Raw genomic sequence first — 20177 nt, 5'->3', positions numbered from 1 at the left:
ATCTCCTCGAAGGGTAAGGAGCAGGACACCGGTTGATCCAGCTCCCGTATCAATCCGTCGGACGATGATGCAGTCGATGCGAAAGGATTGAGCTGGGCATCGCCGTTCCGGGATGAAACTGCCACCTGCCGCTTGCCTGTTCGATCTGGATGGGCTTCTGCTCGACACCGAGCCGCTGCATGGCCGGGGCTGGTGGGAAGCCGCAGCCCACTTCGGCACCCAGCTGAGCGAGGTCCAGTTGATGCAGCTGAAAGGCCGTCGCCGGCTCGACTGTGCGGCCCAGGTGAATGCATGGCTGGCCGAACCGGTGGGCTCAGATGCCTTGTTGGCGGTGCAGCAACCGATTGTTCGTGCCCTGCTCCCGGATGCTGCCCCGATGCCCGCAGCGCAGGAGCTGGTGGCGCATTGCCACAACCGGGGCATCCCCATGGCACTGGTCACCAGCAGCAGCCGCGACGCCGTTGAATTCAAAGCAGCCCCCCATCCCTGGCTCGAGCAGATCCATGAACGGGTTTACGGCGACGATCCCGACCTTGACGCGGGCAAACCCGACCCCGCGCCCTTTCGGCTTGCCGCAGAGCGCCTGGGGGTTCACCCCAAAGACTGCTGGGCCCTGGAGGATTCTCAGGCCGGCAGCCAATCAGCCCATGCCGCCGGTTGTCAGGTCTGGCTGGTGAGCCCCAAGGGCTCAGACCAACCCGACATCGATGCGAACCCCTGCGGAATCAATAGCCTGGCTGTTGTGTTGAGCCTGTTGTCTTGAAGTTCCAGCTCAGTACAGACGGCTGAGGACAAAGTCCGGCAGTTCCATCAAGGCGCGTTGCGCCGCGGACTCCGGCAGCCAGGCGATCGATTCACGGGATTCGCGGGCAAAGGTTTCTGCCAGCTCACGGGTGCGTTCAATCGCCTTGGAAGCCCGAACCATCTCCAGCGCCTTGTCTAGGTCACCGGGCTCAGAGAACTGGCCATCAATCAACGGCTGCAGCGATGGATGCTCCTCGAGGGCATAGAACGTGGGTGCAGTGAGATAGCCACTGGCGAGATCACTGGCTGCAGGCTTGCCGAGCTGCTGATCGTTGCCAGTGAAATCGAGGATGTCGTCCACCACCTGGAAGGCCAGGCCCAACTGGCGGCCGAATTGATAGAGGCTGTCGAGCTGAGACGGCGAGCAACCGGTGAGAACACCCGCGGCTCGGCAACTGTTGGCAATCAGTGATGCCGTCTTGCAGTAGCTCTTTTCGAGGTAGGTCTCAAAAGTTTGGGCTGTGTCGAAGCGGTAAAGGCCCTGCTTCACCTCCCCATCCGCGAGATCCATGATCACGCGGCTGAGGAGCTTCACCACATCGAGGTCATCGAGGTTGGCGAGGTGCCAGCTGGCCTGTGCAAAAAGGAAGTCGCCGGCAAGAACCGCAACACGGGCATCAAAACGGCTGTGAACCGTGTCCACACCACGCCGGGTCGAAGCCTCATCCACCACATCGTCATGAACGAGCGAGGCGGTATGGATCATTTCCGTGATCTCAGCCAAGCGGCGATGGCGCGGCGAAAGATCTCCCTTCTCCGAAAGGGCGCGCGACAGGAGCAAAACGATGCCCGGGCGCAAACGCTTGCCGCCGGCGCTGAACAGATGTTCCGCAGCAGCCTGGAGGATGGGGTGACCTGCGCCAATCAGGCTGCGCAGGTCTCCGAGCAAGGTTTCAAGGTCTGTCTCTACCGGTTGGAGTAGCTCGGTAACGGTGCTCATGACTCCCCTCGGCGCCGCGATCCTAGTGGCCCCACGCTCAGTCCTGCAGCAGCTGAAGGCTGACGGCAGGCCGCTGGCCCAGCCAGGGGGTGGCGCGCATCGCGAAGCCATCGGGGTCAGCGGTGACGCAGAAGCGGCAGCTCTCCAAGGAAAACGGCCTTGGAGTCGGCGAAATCCGCGTCGGTGGCCCCAAAACGGCATCCAGTTGACGAGCCACACCGATTGCCGGGTCAATGATCTGGACCGATTCCGGCAGCAGCTGACGCAACAGGGGCACCACCAGCGGGTAATGGGTGCAACCCAGCACGATCGAGTCGACTGAAGCCGCCAGCAAGGGTTCGAGATAGGCCTGGGCTGCACGGCGCAAGTCTTCGCTGTTCATCTCGCCGGCTTCGATCAGGGGAACAAAAGCAGGACAGGCCTGCTCAATCACCACCGACCCTGGATGAAGTGCTTCGATGCTGGCCCGGTAGGCCGAGGAGGCCACGGTGGCTGGTGTGGCCAACACTCCAACACGGCGCGTTTCAACCATTGCCGCGGCGGCGCCGATCAGTCCGATGACCGGCACCCCGGCCTGCCCCTCGGCCACATCCCTTGCCAAGGCATTGGTGGTGTTGCAGGCCATCACCACCGTGGACACCTGTTGGCCGCGCAACCAACCCACCACTTCAGCGGCGATGCGCCGGATGTCATCCGGTTGACGATTGCCGTATGGAACCCGGGCCGTATCGCCGAGGTAAACGCAAGGGACAGACCCATGGCGTTCGAGCACCCGGCGCAGAACCGTCAAGCCACCAAGTCCGCTGTCGAAGAACCCCAGCAGTTGCTGCGTCATCGCACCTCCTGCTTGAGGTAGTTGAGAATGCCGGCCGCCAGGGCCAAGGCCAACCGGCGGCGATGGTCGGCATTGGCCAGTCGCGGCGCGTCAATCGCCCCAGTAACAAATCCCATCTCCACCAGGGCCGAAGGCATGGTGCTGCGCCGGATCACGAAGAAGCGACCGCGTCTAACGCCGCGATTCGGTGTTCCGGATGACACGTTCATCATCTGCTGCTGCAGATAGGAAGCCAGGCGTCCAGAACGGGGGTCTGAAAAGAAGAAAGTCTCGATCCCGTTCACATCCGGACGATTCATGCTCAGGGCATTGGCATGGATGCTCACGAATGCAGTGGCCCCGCTGCGATTCGCCAGGGACACCCGCGGCGGCAAGTCCACATCCACTTCACGCGTGCGGGTCAAGCGCACATCCACGCCCCTCGCCCTCAGCAGGTCGGCCACTTGCAGCGACACATCCAAAACCACGTCGGTCTCGCGCAGACCACCAATGCCGATAGCCCCCGGATCTGGACCGCCATGACCGGGGTCAATCACGATGCGGTAGCGGTTGGGGGCCACCGTGGGCAGCCCGGAAGGGTCGACCGGCGTGCGGGTGGGACGGAATCCACCCGGTGGGAGCCAGGCCGTGGCACGACCGGTCAGATCGCCTTCGCCGAAATCATCCAAGCCGCGGGTGGGCAGGCCGGTGAACACAAGTTCCCAGCGATCCGGCGCGGTTCCACGCAGGCGCAGATCGTTGGGATTGAGATCTACATCAGGGCGGAATTCCACCACCAGACGGGTGGCACCCGCGCGGGGCTTACCCAGCCGGATCTCACGAACAGCACCACGTCCGGCCAAGCGCCGCGGGAATCTCAGCTCACCAGGAATATCAATCCAGACCCTGGTGCCGCGACCATCGCTGGCGGCCTGAAAAAACGCCTCCAATCGAGCGTTCCGGCTCGTGCGCAGCTTGAGAACTCCCGCCTCGGTGAAGGCCCAGGCGGCCAAGGCACTGGCGGCTCGGGCAGGCAACGCCTGGGTGAAAGCTGTGCACTGCAGGGCCGCGGCCAGAAGCCAGGCCAGCCGTCGGGACGACGCCGGAGCCATGGCGCTCAGAACAGAGCGGGTTGGCGGTGCCGAAGGCTCGGCATCTGACCCCGAACATGACCGAGGTGATTGGTGTTCACCGGAGCAATGGCTGCTCCTGCCTGCACACCCGCATCAGCGAGGACTGTTCCCCAGGGATCAATCACCAGGGCGTGTCCATGGCTCTGACGCCGACCGTGATGGACACCTGTCTGCGCCGGAGCCAGCACGTAGGCCGTGTTCTCAATGGCCCTGGCCTGCAGAAGCACCTGCCAGTGGTCTTTGCCGGTGAAGGCTGTGAATGCCGCAGGAATCATCAACAGGTCTGCGCCGGCACCGACGAGATGGCGATAGAGCTCAGGAAACCGCACGTCGTAGCAAATGGACAGCCCCACCTTGCAGAGACCAGGAATCTCAACGACCGGAGGCAAATCCCTGCCTGGGTTCACTGTTGCTGACTCGCGATAAGTGTTGCCGTCCGGCAGGTCGACATCAAAGAGATGAATCTTGTCGTAACGGCCCAGGAGCATGCCGTCACGGTCGACGAGCTCAGCGCGGTTGAGGGTTCGCGATCCATCACCCACCGGCACAGGAAAGCCACCACCAAGCAGCGCCACCTGGTAACGACGCGCCATAGTCACCAGGAAGCGGCTGCTCTGCTCAGCCAGGTCGGGGGCCAGCTCAAGGCGCCGGGAGTCCTCACCCATAAAGGCGAAGTTTTCGGGCAGACCAATCAGTTCTGCCCCCCGGCGGGCAGCCAGATCGATCTGCTCTTCAGCCGCATTGAAGTTGAGCTCCGGGTCCTGACCGCTCGTCAGCTGGACAGCCGCCGCCAGGAAGTCGCTCACATGCACTGATCAGATGAAGTGATTTTAATGAGGGTCAGGCCGCCCGAAGCACCCCGGGCTCGACCTGTGTCGGAACGACACTGAGCTGGTCGAGGCCAGCACAGCAGCGGAAATCCGCGTCGTGATCGCCCAGGCGAATCAACCGCTGCCCATGGGTCGCCTTGCGAAGACACGCCTCTGGATCGGATTGCCACTGACGCCAAAGGGAAACGGCTGCAGTGAGTTCGTCATTGGCGGCGCTGCTCCCGGTGGGATCCAGCTCCAGCAACCGATGGCCCAAGGCTCCAGCGGCCAGTGAATCCTCCAGGGAATAGGCCCCCTCCCATCCGCTGCCAACAATCGCCAAATGGCTGGGTTGTTTCGCCAGCAAACGCTGAGCCACGGCATCGCGGTTCGGCAACGCCGCCGTCAACAGCAGGGGAACTTCGCGCACACGATCAAGAGCACGGGTGCCATTGGTGGTGCTCATAAACAGACGCTTGCCAGCCACCCGCTCCGGATTCACGGCAACAGGTGAGTTGCCCAGGTCAAAGCCCTCGAGCATCTGGCCACCGCGCTCGCCCAGCAGCAGACGCGCATCGGCAGGCCACGCCGCTGCCGCACTGCGCAGATCGTCGAGGCTGGCGAAGGCCTGCACCGCCTCAGCACCGTTGTGCAACGCCCAGGCAATGGTGGTGGTGGCCCGCAGCACATCAATCACCACCGCCGCATCGGGGCGAAGGTCCTGCGGCATCTCTGCCGGCACATGGAAGTAGGAGATCTGCATGGCCACGCTGTACACCGGCGTGCGACACAGTACCGAGACCGCTTGCGCCGAGACCGTCATCCCATGGCCCTGTTCCAATCCGGTCCGGCCACACGAGATCTGCGGGGCTTCCTCAAGCTCCTCGAGGAGCGCGGCCAGCTGCGACGGATCACGGCGCCGGTGGACCCCGACCTCGAGCTGGCGGCCATTGCCGACCGGGTGCTGAGTCAGGGAGGGCCTGCCCTGCTGTTCGAGAACGTGATCGGCTCGTCCATGCCGGTGGCCGTCAACACCCTCGGCACTGTGGAACGGGTGGTGTGGAGTATGGGCCTCGAACGGGCCGAGCAGCTGGAGGAGCTGGGATCACGTCTGGCCCTGCTTCAGCAACCCAGACCACCCAAGGGGCTGGAGGAAACCAAACAATTCGCCCGCGTCTTCTGGGACCTGGTCAAAGCCAAGCCCGACCGAGACCTCACACCCCCCTGCCGGCAGCAGGTGTTCCGCGGCAATGAGGTCGATCTCGACAACATCCCATTGATTCGGCCTTGGCCCGGTGATGCCGGAGGCGTGATCACCCTTGGGCTGGTGATCACCAAAGACCCAGAAACCGGCGTCCCCAACGTGGGCGTCTACCGGCTTCAAAAGCAGTCGGTGAACACGATGACCGTCCACTGGTTGAGCGTGCGCGGCGGCGCCCGCCACCTGCGCAAGGCCGCCGCCATGGGAAAGAAGTTGGAGGTGGCGGTGGCCATCGGCGTGCACCCGCTGCTGGTGATGGCCGCCGCCACACCGATCCCGGTGCAGCTCAGCGAATGGCTGTTCGCAGGCATCTATGCCGGAGAAGGGGTGCGTCTGGCCCCCTGCAAAACCATCGACCTGCAGGTGCCCAGCCACAGCGAAGTGGTGCTGGAAGGAACGATCACCCCAGGGGAAGTGCTGCCGGATGGCCCCTTCGGAGATCACATGGGCTTCTACGGCGGTGTGGAGGACTCACCTCTAGTGCGGTTCCACTGCATGACCCAACGGCGGGATCCGGTGTTTCTCACCACCTTCAGCGGCCGTCCTCCCAAGGAAGAAGCGATGCTTGCCATCGCTCTGAACCGGATCTACACACCGATCCTGCGGCAGCAGATTCCGGAGATCACCGATTTCTTCCTGCCGATGGAAGCCCTCAGCTACAAGCTGGCGGTGATTTCGATTGACAAGGCCTATCCGGGGCAGGCGAAGCGTGCTGCCATGGCCTTCTGGAGTGCCTTGCCGCAATTCACATACACCAAATTCGTGGTGGTGGTGGACAGTCACATCAACGTGCGCGATCCGCGCCAGGTGGTCTGGGCCATCGCGGCCCAGGTGGATCCCCAGCGCGACCTGTTCACCCTGGAGAACACCCCCTTCGACACCCTGGACTTCGCCAGCGAGCAGTTGGGCCTTGGGGGACGACTGGCCATCGATGCCACCACCAAGGTGGGACCGGAAAAAAATCACGAATGGGGTGAACCCCTCAGCCGTCCGGCGGATCTGGAACAACGGGTCAGCGACCGCTGGGCCGAGCTGGGGCTGGAAGATCTCGGCAACGACGACCCCGACCCCAGCCTGTTCGGCTATGCCCTCGACCGCCTGATTCAGGGCCTGAAGACCGGCCAATAGGATCAGCCCAACGACGTTGCAACCTTGAGCGGCACAGGCCAATCCGACGACCCCCGTGAGCTCAAGGCCGGAGGCAGCCTCCAGGGACGGGTGAAGGTCCCGGGCGATAAATCGATCTCACACCGATCGCTGCTGTTTGGCGCCATAGCGGAGGGCACGACAACGATTGACGGCCTGCTCCCGGCTGAAGACCCATTGAGCACGGCCGCCTGTCTGCGGGCCATGGGCGTCAGCATCAGCCCGATCACCGACGGCGGCATCGTCACCGTTGAGGGCGTGGGCCTGGATGGATTACAGGAGCCAGCAGAAGTGCTCGACTGCGGCAACTCCGGCACCACGATGCGATTGATGCTCGGCCTGCTGGCGGGCCGCGACGGTCGCCATTTCGTGCTGGATGGCGATGCGTCCCTGCGCCGCCGCCCGATGCGTCGGGTTGGCCAACCATTGGCATCGATGGGGGCGGATGTGCGTGGCCGTGATGGGGGCAACCTGGCACCGCTGGCAGTGCAAGGGCGCCGGCTGAAAGGAACGGTGATCGGCACGCCGGTGGCCAGTGCTCAGGTGAAATCAGCCCTGCTGCTGGCTGCACTCACGGCCGAGAGCCCGACCACTGTGATCGAACCGGCCCAGTCCCGCGATCACAGCGAACGGATGCTCAAGGCCTTCGGCGCCGATATCAGCGTGGGAGGGGAAATGGGACGGCACATCAGCGTGCGTCCCGGCGCCACCCTGCATGGCCAGAACGTGGTGGTCCCTGGAGACATCAGTTCAGCGGCCTTCTGGCTTGTGGCTGGAGCCCTAATTCCAGGCGCCGATCTCACCATCGAGAACGTGGGGCTGAACCCCACACGCACCGGGATTCTGGAGGTGTTGGAACAGATGGGTGCCCGAATCGAGGTGCTCAACCCCCGCGATGTGGCGGGTGAACCCGTAGGCGATCTCCGGGTGACCCACGGCCCCTTGAAACCCTTCCACTTCGGCGAGGAGATCATGCCCCGCCTCGTGGATGAAGTGCCGATCCTCAGCGTTGCCGCCTGTTTCTGCGAGGGCGAAAGTCGGATCAGTGGAGCGTCTGAACTGCGGGTGAAGGAAACCGATCGGCTGGCGGTGATGGCCCGTCAGCTCAAGGCCATGGGGGCCGACATTGATGAACATCAAGACGGCATGACCATCCGTGGCGGTCGGCCGCTCAAGGGAGCCGTGCTCGACAGCGAGACCGATCACCGGGTGGCGATGAGCCTTGGTATCGCAGCGATTCTCGCCGACGGCAACTCCAGCCTGGCGAGAAGCGAAGCCGCAGCCGTGTCGTACCCCTCGTTCTGGGACGAACTTGAACGGCTCCGCTGCTGAGCTCGGCGCGCTCCGCTTCTACCCGACAGCGGATGGCAGCTTCAGCCTGCACAGCGATCACTTCGGGGAGGCCTTTCACAACTCGGCGGGGGCCCTGAATGAGGCCCGGGCCAAGTTCGTACAACCCGCGGAGCTGCAGCGCTTCAGCAGCGGATCTCAATTAAGGATCCTGGATGTATGCCTGGGGCTCGGTTACAACACGGCCGCTGTGCTGGAGGCCTTGCCGACGGCTGGGCCGAAGCTGCAGTGGTGGGGGCTTGAGCTGGACCGCCGCCCCTTGGAACAAGCCTTGGAGCAGGCGAGCTTCCAATCCCTCTGGTCAGACCCTGTGCTGGCGAAGCTTGAAGCCATCCGCGTCAACGGCGGCTGGCAAGAGCACAACAGCCGAGGGATCCAGCTCTGGGGAGACGCCCGATCGATGCTCCAGCAGATTCCTGAGCCCGTTCGCTTTGATCTGATTCTGTTGGATGCCTTCTCGCCCCAGCGCTGCCCAGAACTGTGGAGCGAGGAATTCCTGGGAGCCCTGGCGCATCGCTTGGCGCCGCAGGGACGGTTGCTGACCTACAGCCGTTCCGCTGCGGTGCGGGCCAGTCTGAAACGAGCGGGCTTGAGCCTGTTTTCACTGTTGCCAGCCCCGGGCGAACGGGTGGGGTGGAGCAGCGGCACCCTGGCCACGCCGCCGGACTCCAACTGTCCGCAGGCCGGGCCCGGTTGGCGCCTCCTCTCGGCGATGGAATGGGAACACCTGCAGACGCGTGCAGCCGTGCCGTTTCGCGATCCCGTGGGCAACGCCACGGCTGAAGTCATCCTTGAGCGCCGCCGCCTTGAACAGGAGCATTGCGGCCACGAAGCCACCAATGCCTGGCAAAGGCGCTGGCGCAGGGACAGTCCGTCCTGAGCCCGGTAGATTCCGCCCGTCCTCCCCTCGCTCCGCATGCTCGCCGTAGCCGTTCTGGCCGCTGGAAAAGGCACCCGCATGAAGAGCGCACTTCCGAAAGTGCTCCAACCGCTGGCGGGAGCCACCCTGGTGGAACGGGTGCTCGCCAGTGCCGGCAACCTGCAACCGGAACGGCGGCTGCTAATCGTGGGCCATCAAGCCGAACGGGTGGAGCAGCAGCTGGCTCCGCTCGGAGGCCTGGAATTTGTGCTGCAGCAGCCCCAGAACGGCACGGGCCATGCGGTGCAACAGCTGATCCCGTCGCTGCAGAGCTTTGAAGGCGAACTACTCGTGCTCAACGGTGATGTGCCGCTGCTGAGAAGTGAAACGGTTGAAGCATTGGTGCAACAGCACCGGGCCAGCGGTGCCGATGTCACCCTGCTGACAGCACGGCTCGAGGATCCCACCGGTTACGGGCGTGTTTTCGCCGAAGCCGACGGCCAGGTGAGCAGCATCATTGAGCATCGCGATTGCACGGACGAGCAACGCAGCAACAACCTCACCAACGCCGGGATCTACTGCTTCAACTGGACGGCCCTGGCCAACGTGCTGCCGAAGCTCAGCACCGACAACGATCAGGGAGAGCTTTACCTCACCGACACGGTGGCGATGCTGCCCAAGGCCATGCACCTTGAGGTGGCCGATGCCGATGAGGTGAACGGCATCAACAACCGGCGGCAACTCGCACAGTGCGAAGCCCTGTTGCAGCAGAGATTGCGCCACCACTGGATGGATGAAGGGGTCACCTTCATTGATCCCGACAGTTGCACCTTGAGTGAAGGCTGCAGCTTCGGCCGTGATGTGGTGATCGAACCGCAAACCCATTTTCGTGGCCGCTGCGTGATTGGCGACAACTCCCGAATCGGCCCCGGCAGCCTGATCGAGGACGCATCTGTGGGGGCCAACGTCAGTGTGGTGCACTCCGTGGTGCGTGAGGCCACGGTGGGCAACAACGTTGCCATCGGTCCTTTTGCTCACCTCCGGCCAGCCGCAGACGTCGGTGATGGCTGCCGCATCGGCAACTTTGTCGAGGTGAAGAAAAGCCAGCTGGGGGCTGGCACCAAGGTGAACCACCTCAGCTACATCGGCGACGCCCAACTCGGGGAGAACGTCAACGTTGGGGCTGGAACAATCACTGCCAACTACGACGGGGTGAACAAGCACCGCACCGTGATCGGCAGCAACAGCAAAACCGGCGCCAATTCCGTGCTGGTTGCCCCAATTAACGTCGGCGAACGCGCCACCATCGGCGCAGGATCAACGATCACCAAGGATGTGGCCGATGGGGCCCTGGCGATTGGTCGCGCCCGCCAGATGACCAAAGACGGCTGGGCGGAACGAAAGGTTTAATCCAGCCCTTTTAAAGGCATGGCAACAGCGGTATCAACCGTTCCAGGGCAACACCGCGGCTGGCCTTGAGCAACAGAACATCCCCGGACTCCAGCCAAGCTGCCAAGGGAGCTGCGGCGTCTTCCGGTTTTGACACCAGCTTCAGGTGGGGAAGGGATGACGCCACTTCAGCCATCGCCTTGCCCTCCGCACCACCATCCACCAGCACTAGGCCGTCCAGGCCGAGCTGCACTGCGCGGGCGGCGACCTCTTGATGCAGCTCCAGGCTGCGATCCCCGAGCTCCAACATCGTGCCCAGCACGGCAAAACGTCGCCCCGGTTGCGCAGCCAGCAGCTCAAGAGCCGCCAACACCGCCTCGGGTGAGGCGTTGTAGGTCTCATCGAGAAGTGTCAAACCACCCTGCTGCAGGCGGCGGTTGCGTCCGCCCGGCACCTTGACCTGCATGCCTTGCAACGCCTTGCGAGACACGCCCAATTGGTCAGCAACAGCTACGGCCAAAAGCAGATTGCGGGCGTTATGGCGCCCGTCCAAATGAAGCGGGAGACGATCTGAATCGATCAGCAACTGGTCGCCCTTGATTTCACCTACCAGATCGGCTCCGACCTCGGGGTCGTCAGCCAGGCGCACACGCAACACCCGGCCGGACCAGACCGCCGCCAACGCAGATTCCAGCAGGAGATCACCTGCTGGAATCACCACGGTTCCCTTGGCATGCAGCCCAGCGGTGATCTCACATTTGGCCGCTGCAATCGCCTCACGGCTGCCGAGACGACCGATATGGGCTGTTCCGATGTTGGTGATCACCGCTAGATCAGGCTCCGTGCAGCGGGAGAGGCGCTCGATCTCCCCAGGCCCCCGCATACCCATCTCGATCACCAGGGCACGATGATCAACATCAGCCCCTAACACGGTGAGCGGAACCCCAACATCATTGTTGTTGTTGCCTTCACTGGCCTGAATCGATCCCAGCGGAGCCAATGCCGCCCGGATCAACTCCCGGGTTGTGGTTTTGCCGGCTGAACCCGTCACCGCCACCAGGGGCTGGCCCAGGGCACGGCGATGCAGCAAGGCCAGCTGTTGATAAGCCAGCAGTGTGTCGTCCACTCGCCAATGCAGCAGGTCCGGCGGCAACGGTTCAGCCCAGCTGCGGCTCACAACAGCAGCCTGGACCTTGTGTTCAGGCACTTGGTCGAGGAAGCGATGACCATCGAAGCGCTCGCCCACCAAGGGGACAAAAAAATCTCCTGCCTGAAGCTGACGGCTGTCGGTACACACCCGTCCCAGTAGGACATCCGGTTGAAATTTGCCGCCCTGGGGTGTTCCCCAAGCATCAGTCAGCTGACGCAGCGTCAGGGTCATCCCACCAACCCGAGGTCAAAAAGGATCATGCCGCCACCAACCCGAGCTGACCGCCCCAACAGATCGCCCTGTTCATCGACCAACTGAAGACTGGCGTAATCCAGCTCGAACGCCGCCTGAAGCCAACTGGAGGCGAGGGCCTGGCGCTGATCGAGCGGCAACTGCTCCCAAACGTCAACAGACAACTCCAACAGCAAGCGGTCCTGCTCCGGAACGGGCTTGGCTGAACGGAGCAATCCTTCGGGGACGGCCGTGTCCTGAAACAGAGAGAAGAGAGGATCGAAACTGAGTTGGGGTTGGAGGGGCTCGTCCAGCCCCGATGCCTCCAAGGGTGGCTCAGCATTCACAGCCTCCGGCATGGGTGAAGGCTCCTCCGCAATGGGCTGTGGTGCTGGGATCAGCTCCGGCACGGGAAACTCAAGGGGAGACGTCCGCTGCACTTCGACCAGCTCAGGACGCGGGGCACGGCTGGCATGGTCCTGCCAGAAGCGGACTCCAGCCAGCGGCAGCAGGAGCACCAACACCAGCAACAGCGGCCAGAAGCTGGGGGCCAGATCCCGGGGCCAGAAGCCTGGAACCGAAAGCTCGCCTTCACGATTGCGGCGCCAGAGTTCCTGGCCCCTGAGCCGAACATCCGCAGCCATCGCCTGCAGGTTGCGGCCGAACTCCTGCCAAGGGCTGACGTAGGGAGCCGGAAGATTGCCCGATGGCTCCACGCTCTGAGACTCAGATCGCGCCTCAGTGGGGGAGTCGGATCGGGCGGGCTCGCTCAAACTCAACTGGATCGACGACCGAAGAGACGGTTCAGGGGATTCCGACTGGCGGAGGGACTGGCGGAGGTCGCCTCAGCAGGAACCCTGGCCTCTTCAGTCTGCCCCTCGGAACGGGAGGGATCAGCAGCCTGACCTTGGGAGAACTGTTCCACCAGGGCAGCATCCGGCGTGGGTTCCTTGATGCCGCAAACGTCCTTGTACATGAGGTCGTAATCGACCGCGGAACGATCCCAGCTGTAGTCCTGATTCATGCCGCGTTTCTGCAGCTCGACCCAGCTGTCACGGTGGCGGAAGGCTTCCCAAGCCCGCACCAGGGATGTGTAGAAGTCGACCGGCTCAAAGCGATCGAAGCAGAACCCAGTGCCGCTGTCGGCAGCGGGGATGTGGGGCGGGACCGTGTCGACGAGCCCGCCAACCTTGCGAACCACGGGCACTGAGCCGTAGCGCATGGCATAGAGCTGGCTGATGCCACAGGGCTCAAACCGGCTCGGCATCAGGAAGGCATCGCTGCCGCCGTAGATCAACCGCGACAGGTCATCGTCGTAGGTGAGGAAGACGGCGCACTTGCCCGGGTGACGCGATGCGAGTTGCCAGAGTCCGGATTCCAGGCCACGGTCTCCAGTTCCCAGCACAACGATCTGGGTATCGGTGTAAGCCAAGAGGCGATCAGCAACCTGCAGCAGCAGATCGACTCCCTTCTGGTCGACAAGGCGGCTGACCATACCCAGAACGAAGGCGTCCTCCCGTACCTCCAGGCCCATCCGCTCCTGGAGCACCTGCTTGCAAACGGCCTTGCCGGAGAGATCTTCGGAGCTGAAGTTCGCCGGCAGGGATCGATCGGTGGCTGGATCCCAGGCATCCAGATCAATGCCGTTGAGGATGCCGCGCAGCTTGCCCGAGACGAAGTTGAGCAGACCCTCCAGTTTTTCGCCGTATTCCGCCGTGCGGATCTCCTGGGCGTAAGTGGGCGACACCGCATTGACCCTGTCGGCATACAGCAGCGCTGCGGCCATGGTGTGATCCCCCTGCATGTACCAGGGGCACCAGGTCATCCGGTCGAGCTTCCAGCGCCATGGGCCCTGGTACTTGAGGTTGTGGATGGTGAACACCGTGCTGATGTCAGGGTCTTGATGCATCCAGACCGGAATCATTCCGGTGTGCCAATCGTGGCAATGCAGCACCTGAGGCTTCCAGACGTTCCAAGAGAACTCGGCAGCAGCACTGGCAAAGAAGGTGAAGCGCCAGTCCTCGTCTTCACCGCCGTAGATGCGCTCCGGATCAAACACCGGGTGACCAACGAGGTAAATCGTCATCCCATTGGTGGGATGCTTCGTTTCGTAGACAGCGAACTCGGTACCCATCGTCTGGGCCCGCCAGATCGGCTCTGCCGGCACGTTGAGGCGGCTCCAGAGCTTGGCGTAGCCCGGCATGATCAGGCGCACGTCGTGGCCGAGCTTGGCCAATGCTGGCGGCAAAGAGCCAACAACATCGCCCATCCCTCCAACCTTGATCATCGGGGCGCATTCCGCTGCAGCGAAGAGGATGCGCATGTCTCAGATCGGCGTTGGCGCGGCGACTTTAAGGGGAATTTAGGAATCTGTTCCGTCAGGGAAGAACCGTCACCTGAGTTCCAAGCGACACCTGGCGATACAGGGCACTCACATCTTCGTTGTAAAGCCGCACGCAGCCATGGGAGACGGCCCGTCCCACCGTCCAGCGGTGGGGGGTGCCGTGGAACCCCGTGGTGGTGCATCCCTTGATCGTGATCCAGGCCTCGCCGTCATGGGCATCACGTCCGAGGCAGTCGCGATGGAAGGCGATCCAATGGCTGCCCAAGGGATTGTCGGGCCCTTGTTCCTCCACCCGCTCGCCACTCACCGGGTGCACCCACACCGGATCGGGAATCTTCTGCAGCACTTCAAAGTGTCCGGTGGGGGTCTCCCAGCCGGGCATGCCGATGGCCACCGGAAAGGCGTTGCGCAGCTTGCCGTTGTCGAGCAGAAACACACGGCGACGGCCGCGCAGCATCACCACGTGGCGACTGTTCTGGCCGCGCAGATCTTGAGGCAATGAGGCCAGGCTTGCCGTCACGGAATCCGCAGCCGCCGCCTGTAGCAGGGCCAGAGGTTCCGGCGGAGGAAGAGGCAGCATGTTGGTCAGGGTAACCAGCCTGTCTCGGAAAAATCTGGAGACCGCTTCTCGAGGAAGGCATTGCGGCCTTCCACGGCTTCTTCAGTTCGATAAAAGAGATGGGTGGCATTGCCGGCCAACTCCTGCAGCCCGGCGAGGCCATCGGTTTCGGCGTTGAATGCGGCCTTGAGGCAACGGATAGCCGTAGGGCTGTGCTGCAGCACCTCCCGGGCCCAACGCACCCCCTCCGCCTCCAGCTGCTCCAACGGCACTACGGCATTGACGAGCCCCATCTCCAGAGCCTCCTCCGCGCCATAACGGCGGCAGAGAAACCAGATTTCACGTGCCTTGCGCTGGCCAACCACCCGCGCCAGGTAGCCCGCACCAAAGCCGCCGTCAAAACTGCCGACCTTGGGTCCGGTCTGGCCAAACACGGCGTTGTCGGCGGCGATGCTGAGGTCGCAGAGCAGATGCAGCACCTGACCGCCACCCATGGCATAGCCCGCCACCAGAGCGATCACCACCTTGGGCAGGCTGCGGATGATGCGCTGCAGATCCAGCACGTTCAAGCGCGGCAGGCCGTCCTCACCGATGTAACCACCGTCCCCACGCACACTCTGATCACCACCGGAACAGAAGGCATAGCCACCATCGGGGGCCGGGCCGACCCCCGTGAACAGCACCACACCGATTTCACGGTCATCCCGGATGCGCGTAAAGGCATCACACAGCTCCATCACCGTCTGCGGGCGGAAGGCATTGCGCTTGGCGGGGCGGTTGATGGCCACGCGAGCCAGGCCATCCGCGCAACGGTCCACAAGGATGTCCTGGTAGCTGCCCCACGCTGTCCATTGCGCGCTTGGCGCACCGGGGAGCACCTGACGCATGTCACTCATCGGGCTCAGAGCTCAGTGCATTCATTCTGAGCAGCGGCGCGCAGCTGCTGACGCAGGTCGGCATCACGACCACGGTCGCTGCAGATCCGCAACAACACCGGCCTCTCCTGCGACAAGCCCCAGGCCAAGGACTCCTGAAGGTCATCCAAACAGGCCACCTGGCGTCCAGGCACACCATGGGCCGCCGCCTGGGCCAGGGGATCCACCTGCTGGGGCATGGCAAAGAGCGATTCGAAGCCCGCTTTGGCAATGGGCAACTGCTGAAAAATGCCGCCGCCGCCGTTGTCGATCAGCAGCACCAGCAGTGGTGGAGGTGCCGAGGTGGACGACGCATGCAGCCAACCGTTGCTGTCATGCAGGAGGGCCAGATCACCGGTCACCAAAGCCAACGGACCGAGATTCGCCGCAAGGCCCATGGCGAGAGACAAAGTGCCGTCAATGCCAGAGGCCCCACGGAAGCTGAAGCAACGGTGGCGGCTGCAGGCGGGCCCGCCCCAGGTCAACCAGTCGCGCACCGGTGAACTGGCAGCCAGCATCACCGGCAACCGCTCTGGCAGGAGCTGGGGAAGCCAGTAAGCCAGAGCGGGCTCATTGACGGCACCACTCAAGGGCAGCTGGGCCTCAATCCACGGCGAGAGTTCATTGGACCCGACAGATGGCTTGCTCAGCTGATCCAGAACGGGCTGTTGGGCGATCCAGGCGGCCATGCCCCCCGACCATTGGCGGGCCGTTTGCAGCGGATCCAGCGGCCTTGAATCCCCTTCGGTGATCAACAGTTGAGGACCCTGATGGTGCTGAAGCCAGGCCTCAAGCCGCCGGCTGGCGGGCATCGGTCCAAGCCGCAACACCTGAGCATCGTCAGGGAGGTTCAGCCGATCCAATTGCAGCTCCCAGTGCTCGATGCGGTTGGGGCAATCGGCGGCAAGGGCGGCGAGGGGATCCGCCAACAGAGGCCAACCGCTGAGGTTCAGCCAGCGATGCAAAGCCTGTTGAAAGGCCTCCACGGAAGGCGTGAGTCCACGCCAGGGGCCAGCAATCACAATCCCAGGGCGCTCTGGATCGAGGCGAGGCGCAGGCCCAATCTCGGGCGAAAGCTCAGTGCAAACAGTTGTTGAACGTGCACCCGAAACCAGCTGTTGTTGCTGCTCGAGAGTGGTGTGCAGCGGCTCCTCGAAGGGAAGGTTGAGCTGCACCGGTCCCGGCGGCCCAGTGCCTGCACCCTGGGCTTGCTGCCAGGCCTGAACCGCCAGCGCATTAAGGGCGTCGTTGTCCTGCGTGTGGACGCCGTCTGCCGCGCCACTGCCGAACCAACGACAGGCCGGGAGCAGAAAGGATTCCTGATTAACTGTCTGATTGGCGCCGCAGTTTTTGAGCCGGGCGGGGCGATCCGCCGTGAGCAGCAGCAAGGGCTGACAGGAGCGGTCCGCCTCCACCGCCGCGGGCAGCAGGTTGGCCACCGCGGTGCCTGAGGTGGTGACCACCGCCACGGCACGTCCATGGGCAGTGGCCATGCCGAGGGCCAGAAAGGCCGCCGACCGCTCATCGATGGCCGTGACCAACTGCAGCTTCGCCTCGGACGCCAGGACTCCCGCCGCTGTTGCCAGGGGGCCGGAACGGCTGCCAGGGCAAAGCACCAGCTGCTTCAGCCCCTGGAGGCACAACGCCTCAAGCAAGGTGAGGGCGGCCTGCAAATTGGCGCGAGCGATGGACAGTGCTGCAGGCCAGGCTGGTGTGATCTTCGGTCAACGATGACCCAACCCACGACACCCGCTCCAGGAGAAGACAGCAAGGGCTTCTGGCGCAATCTGATTCTCTGGGCCCTGCTGGCACTGCTGCTGCGCTGGCTGGTGGTGGAACCGCGCTGGATTCCCTCCGGCTCGATGCTGCCCACCCTGCAGCTGCAGGACCGCATCCTGGTGGAGAAGGTGAGGCCCCGCCTGGCCCGCAGCCGCCACGGCCATCTGCACCGAGGCGATGTGGTGGTGTTCGCCCCTCCCGAGCAGCTCGTGGCCGCTGGCTACGACGCATCCGCTGCTCTGATCAAGCGGGTGGTGGGGCTTCCTGGCGATCAGCTGGTCGTGCACGACGGCAAGCTGTTCCGCAACGGCGAAAAGGCAGCAGAACCCTGGTTGGCGGAACCGATCAACTACGACATGGCTCCGATCACCGTGCCGGCGGACCAACTGTGGGTGATGGGGGACAACCGCAATGCCAGCCTTGATTCCCATCTCTGGGGATCACTGCCAGAGACCAATGTGCTGGGCACGGCGGTCTGGCGGTATTGGCCGCTGCAGAGGTTCGGTCCGTTACGGATCACCGACAGCCGCGATGGCGGTTGATGCCAATGGGCTGCGTTAGGGTCGGGTTCGTGATGTAGATCACAGTCGAATGTTTAACCCCGAGTTTCTGACAACTGACAGCAGTGAGGGTCACGCGGGGAACAGCCTGATCCAGTACTTGCAGGAGCAGTCACCAGACACCCTGCAGCGGGTCGCCAAATCAGCAAGCAACGATATTCAAGACATCATTCGCCACAACGTTCAGGGGCTGCTGGGAATGCTTCCCGGCGAGCACTTTGAGGTGAAGGTGACAGCCAACCGCGACAACCTCGCCAACATGCTGGCCTCGGCAATGATGACCGGCTATTTCCTGCGCCAGATGGAACAACGCAAGGAGCTCGAGGAAACCCTGTTCGCTGACGAACAGATGGCAATCGAGCCGGAAGACGAACTCAAGCTTTGATCACGGGCTGATCTGGCACGACGCCAAGATCCAGCAAACGCTGATCGATAGATCCGAGAAACTCCCAGTTCTCTGAACTGGGCGCCCATTCCCGCTGTTGCAATGACTCGAGCAATTGCTGCACGGTTTCTGGGGTAAATGTGACCGGCGCGCTGTAGTGAGCCGGCACCAGCCAGCGCAGCTCAGCCAGGCCGCTCAACGCTTGCAGCCAACGCAACAGAGCCTCCTGGGCCCTGGGCAACACCAACCGCTCAAGCACAGGGGCTACCTGCAACTTGGGCGCTTCTTCGCCGATCAAGCCATCGGCTGCAGCCTGCCAACCAGCCTTCCAGCGGAAGGGGTAGAGGCCGAAGTGGGCTTTCAGGGAACGAAGCCCGGGCTTGAACGCATCCCGCAGCAACTCCGGCAGCGCAGGCACCTCCAGCGGTTCCGGCCTCAGGTAGGAGGCAAATAGCACCAGCCGAGCCCAGCCGCGGCGGCGGGCTTCCGCTGAATCACTGAGGGGCTCATCGCCGCGTTCGCGGGCATGGAACAACAGCGGCGTTGGGTCGAGATCGAACAAAGCCGGGGGATCAGCACTGATGCCCACTAGGGCGTCGGTTACCAGCAGAGCGCCTGACGGGCGATGCAAACAGGAGACTTCCTGGAAGCGGCCCACGCCAAGGTCCAGCGGTCCTAGGGAAAACCACTCACAAACATCGCCGTGGGGGACGCCATCGTCGAACAACACCTTGGTGCGACCTGCCGGAACGCCCAGCCAAGCCAGGGGCAACTGCACCGGGAAACTCCACTGGCCCGGACACACCCAGATGTCCGCATCCAGGAAGGCGCGTGCCAGGGGACCAAGGGGAAGCTTGTGCTCCAAACCAGAGGCGGTGGGCAGCACGATCGAGCGCACCGGACCGTGCTGTTGTTCCAGCTCGGAAATGGCTTGGCGAACCTCACCGGTGGGCGGCAGAGGGTTCACCAACATCAAGCCACCAGGAACCTTGGCCACGGTGAGCCGCACCGGCACGGCCACGTAATAGACACCCTGCAGCTGCTCCAGGCTCCAGAGCTGACCAGGGATCAGCTCACTGAGCAGCGTGCGGCGACGGCCATAGGGATAAAGCGGCAGCAGCGGCCAGAAACCCCAGCGCTGATCCGCAGGATTCACACCAGCTCCAGCCACCACACTCACCATCAATGCAGTGATTCTGCAGAGGAATGGATCAGGTCATTCATCAGGCCGATCACTTCCTCCCACATCGCTATGCCCATCACGGCAAGCAGTCGGAGTCGGATGCACACAACACGCAAATCGCCTGCTGAACGCTCATCGTCAGACAACTGATAAGTCGGACCTATCGATCTCATCAGGAGTGCTCGAGCTTGGCGTCGTGTCGGCTCCGCAAACTTCCTTTACATTTCCGCTGTCGGGTTAACCGACCTTTCTTATCTGCCACCGGGATTCGTCCCACCGGCTTCTTTCCGTTCTCATGACCACCACCCTCCAGCAGCGCTCCGGCGCTTCCAGCTGGCAGGCCTTCTGCGAGTGGGTCACCTCCACCAACAACCGTCTCTATGTCGGTTGGTTCGGTGTGCTGATGATCCCAACTCTGTTGGCTGCCACCATCTGCTTCGTCATCGCTTTCGTCGCCGCTCCCCCGGTCGACATCGATGGCATCCGCGATGGCTCGTTCGAAAGCCAAGGCCAAGCCTCAGGCCAGAACCGGCTGCTTGCTGTCGGCATAGAGAGGGAAGCGCTCAC

The 20177-nt window shown here is 63.2% G+C and carries 20 protein-coding genes and 1 pseudogene; 8 read left to right on the top strand and 13 right to left on the bottom strand.

Annotation, left to right across the window (positions count from 1 at the left end):
- The first annotated feature begins 112 nt into the window (after positions 1–112).
- A complete protein-coding gene (locus tag Q3Y53_RS03365; RefSeq protein WP_226424062.1) occupies positions 113–763 on the top strand; it encodes an HAD family phosphatase in 651 nt (216 codons plus the stop codon).
- Positions 764–772: 9 nt separating this feature from the next.
- On the opposite strand, the gene sds is transcribed toward Q3Y53_RS03365, so the two are convergent.
- The 5 genes from sds to Q3Y53_RS03340 are packed head-to-tail and all read right to left on the bottom strand — an operon-like array spanning position 773 to position 5263.
- Positions 773–1744: a solanesyl diphosphate synthase gene (gene sds, locus Q3Y53_RS03360; protein WP_303532829.1), complete on the bottom strand. Its 972-nt coding sequence runs from the start codon at positions 1742–1744 to the stop codon at positions 773–775.
- A gap of 37 nt (positions 1745–1781) precedes the next feature.
- Positions 1782–2579 (bottom strand): glutamate racemase, encoded by a 798-nt coding sequence (murI, locus tag Q3Y53_RS03355; RefSeq protein ID WP_226424064.1) that lies wholly within the window; start codon positions 2577–2579, stop codon positions 1782–1784.
- Positions 2576–3670, bottom strand: coding sequence for an N-acetylmuramoyl-L-alanine amidase (locus tag Q3Y53_RS03350; protein WP_303532826.1), 1095 nt, complete (start codon positions 3668–3670; stop codon positions 2576–2578). The genes murI and Q3Y53_RS03350 overlap by 4 nt, the downstream gene beginning before the upstream one ends.
- A gap of 5 nt (positions 3671–3675) precedes the next feature.
- Positions 3676–4497 (bottom strand): carbon-nitrogen hydrolase family protein, encoded by an 822-nt coding sequence (locus tag Q3Y53_RS03345; protein WP_226424066.1) that lies wholly within the window; start codon positions 4495–4497, stop codon positions 3676–3678.
- Positions 4498–4531: 34 nt separating this feature from the next.
- Complete coding sequence (locus tag Q3Y53_RS03340) at positions 4532–5263, bottom strand: 2-phosphosulfolactate phosphatase family protein (RefSeq protein ID WP_303533997.1); 732 nt, start codon at positions 5261–5263, stop codon at positions 4532–4534.
- A 63-nt stretch (positions 5264–5326) separates the two neighbouring features.
- Here Q3Y53_RS03340 and Q3Y53_RS03335 point away from each other — a divergent pair, with 63 nt between their 5' ends.
- The 4 genes from Q3Y53_RS03335 to glmU are packed head-to-tail and all read left to right on the top strand — an operon-like array spanning position 5327 to position 10526.
- Positions 5327–6889 carry a UbiD family decarboxylase gene (locus Q3Y53_RS03335; protein WP_226424067.1) on the top strand — a complete coding sequence of 521 codons (1563 nt, stop codon included), beginning with the start codon at positions 5327–5329 and terminating at the stop codon, positions 6887–6889.
- A gap of 24 nt (positions 6890–6913) precedes the next feature.
- Positions 6914–8239, top strand: a complete 1326-nt coding sequence (gene aroA / locus Q3Y53_RS03330) for a 3-phosphoshikimate 1-carboxyvinyltransferase (RefSeq protein WP_303532822.1) — start codon at positions 6914–6916, stop codon at positions 8237–8239.
- On the top strand, positions 8220–9137 hold the full coding sequence (locus tag Q3Y53_RS03325) for a tRNA (5-methylaminomethyl-2-thiouridine)(34)-methyltransferase MnmD (RefSeq protein ID WP_303532819.1): 918 nt from the start codon (positions 8220–8222) through the stop codon (positions 9135–9137). The genes aroA and Q3Y53_RS03325 overlap by 20 nt, the downstream gene beginning before the upstream one ends.
- Before the next feature lie 36 nt (positions 9138–9173).
- Positions 9174–10526, top strand: coding sequence for a bifunctional UDP-N-acetylglucosamine diphosphorylase/glucosamine-1-phosphate N-acetyltransferase GlmU (gene glmU / locus Q3Y53_RS03320; protein WP_303532816.1), 1353 nt, complete (start codon positions 9174–9176; stop codon positions 10524–10526).
- Between the two features lie 10 nt (positions 10527–10536).
- Here the strand turns inward: glmU and murF are convergent, their stop codons facing one another.
- From murF to menD, 6 genes are read right to left on the bottom strand one after another with little or no spacing between them, the layout of a single operon-like run.
- A complete protein-coding gene (gene murF, locus Q3Y53_RS03315) occupies positions 10537–11886 on the bottom strand; it encodes a UDP-N-acetylmuramoyl-tripeptide--D-alanyl-D-alanine ligase (protein WP_226424071.1) in 1350 nt (449 codons plus the stop codon).
- Positions 11883–12602 carry a hypothetical protein gene (locus Q3Y53_RS03310; protein WP_303532814.1) on the bottom strand — a complete coding sequence of 240 codons (720 nt, stop codon included), beginning with the start codon at positions 12600–12602 and terminating at the stop codon, positions 11883–11885. The genes murF and Q3Y53_RS03310 overlap by 4 nt, the downstream gene beginning before the upstream one ends.
- A 59-nt stretch (positions 12603–12661) precedes the next feature.
- Entirely contained in the window at positions 12662–14209 is a 1548-nt protein-coding gene (glgA, locus tag Q3Y53_RS03305; protein ID WP_226424073.1) for a glycogen synthase GlgA, read from the bottom strand.
- Positions 14210–14264: 55 nt separating this feature from the next.
- Positions 14265–14810 (bottom strand): L,D-transpeptidase, encoded by a 546-nt coding sequence (locus tag Q3Y53_RS03300; protein ID WP_303532813.1) that lies wholly within the window; start codon positions 14808–14810, stop codon positions 14265–14267.
- Positions 14811–14815: 5 nt separating this feature from the next.
- Positions 14816–15685 carry a 1,4-dihydroxy-2-naphthoyl-CoA synthase gene (menB, locus tag Q3Y53_RS03295; protein WP_226424075.1) on the bottom strand — a complete coding sequence of 290 codons (870 nt, stop codon included), beginning with the start codon at positions 15683–15685 and terminating at the stop codon, positions 14816–14818.
- Positions 15686–15690: 5 nt separating this feature from the next.
- The gene (gene menD / locus Q3Y53_RS03290) at positions 15691–17376 is read right to left on the bottom strand and encodes a 2-succinyl-5-enolpyruvyl-6-hydroxy-3-cyclohexene-1-carboxylic-acid synthase (RefSeq protein WP_226424076.1); all 1686 of its coding nucleotides are present in this window, start codon (positions 17374–17376) and stop codon (positions 15691–15693) included.
- Positions 17377–17433: 57 nt separating this feature from the next.
- On the opposite strand from menD, the gene lepB reads away from it, so the two are divergent.
- Positions 17434–18024, top strand: a complete 591-nt coding sequence (lepB, locus tag Q3Y53_RS03285) for a signal peptidase I (RefSeq protein ID WP_186515173.1) — start codon at positions 17434–17436, stop codon at positions 18022–18024.
- Between the two features lie 49 nt (positions 18025–18073).
- Positions 18074–18427: a DUF760 domain-containing protein gene (locus Q3Y53_RS03280; RefSeq protein ID WP_186515172.1), complete on the top strand. Its 354-nt coding sequence runs from the start codon at positions 18074–18076 to the stop codon at positions 18425–18427.
- Here Q3Y53_RS03280 and Q3Y53_RS03275 read toward each other — a convergent pair.
- Complete coding sequence (locus tag Q3Y53_RS03275; protein WP_303532801.1) at positions 18417–19610, bottom strand: DUF4336 domain-containing protein; 1194 nt, start codon at positions 19608–19610, stop codon at positions 18417–18419. The two genes, Q3Y53_RS03280 and Q3Y53_RS03275, sit on opposite strands and share 11 nt — an antisense overlap.
- Positions 19610–19783 carry a hypothetical protein gene (locus tag Q3Y53_RS03270; RefSeq protein WP_303532799.1) on the bottom strand — a complete coding sequence of 58 codons (174 nt, stop codon included), beginning with the start codon at positions 19781–19783 and terminating at the stop codon, positions 19610–19612. Before Q3Y53_RS03270 ends, Q3Y53_RS03275 begins: the two co-directional genes overlap by 1 nt.
- Positions 19784–19905: 122 nt before the next feature.
- On the opposite strand from Q3Y53_RS03270, the pseudogene Q3Y53_RS03265 reads away from it, so the two are divergent.
- Positions 19906–20177: pseudogene (locus Q3Y53_RS03265) on the top strand (hypothetical protein); the annotation flags it as partial.

Origin of the sequence: Synechococcus sp. YX-04-1, from assembly GCF_030546365.1 — a bacterium.
Lineage (GTDB): Bacteria > Cyanobacteriota > Cyanobacteriia > PCC-6307 > Cyanobiaceae > Parasynechococcus.
The sequence above is the reverse complement of the archived record's forward strand: the minus strand, read 5'-3'. Positions and strand labels throughout refer to the sequence as shown.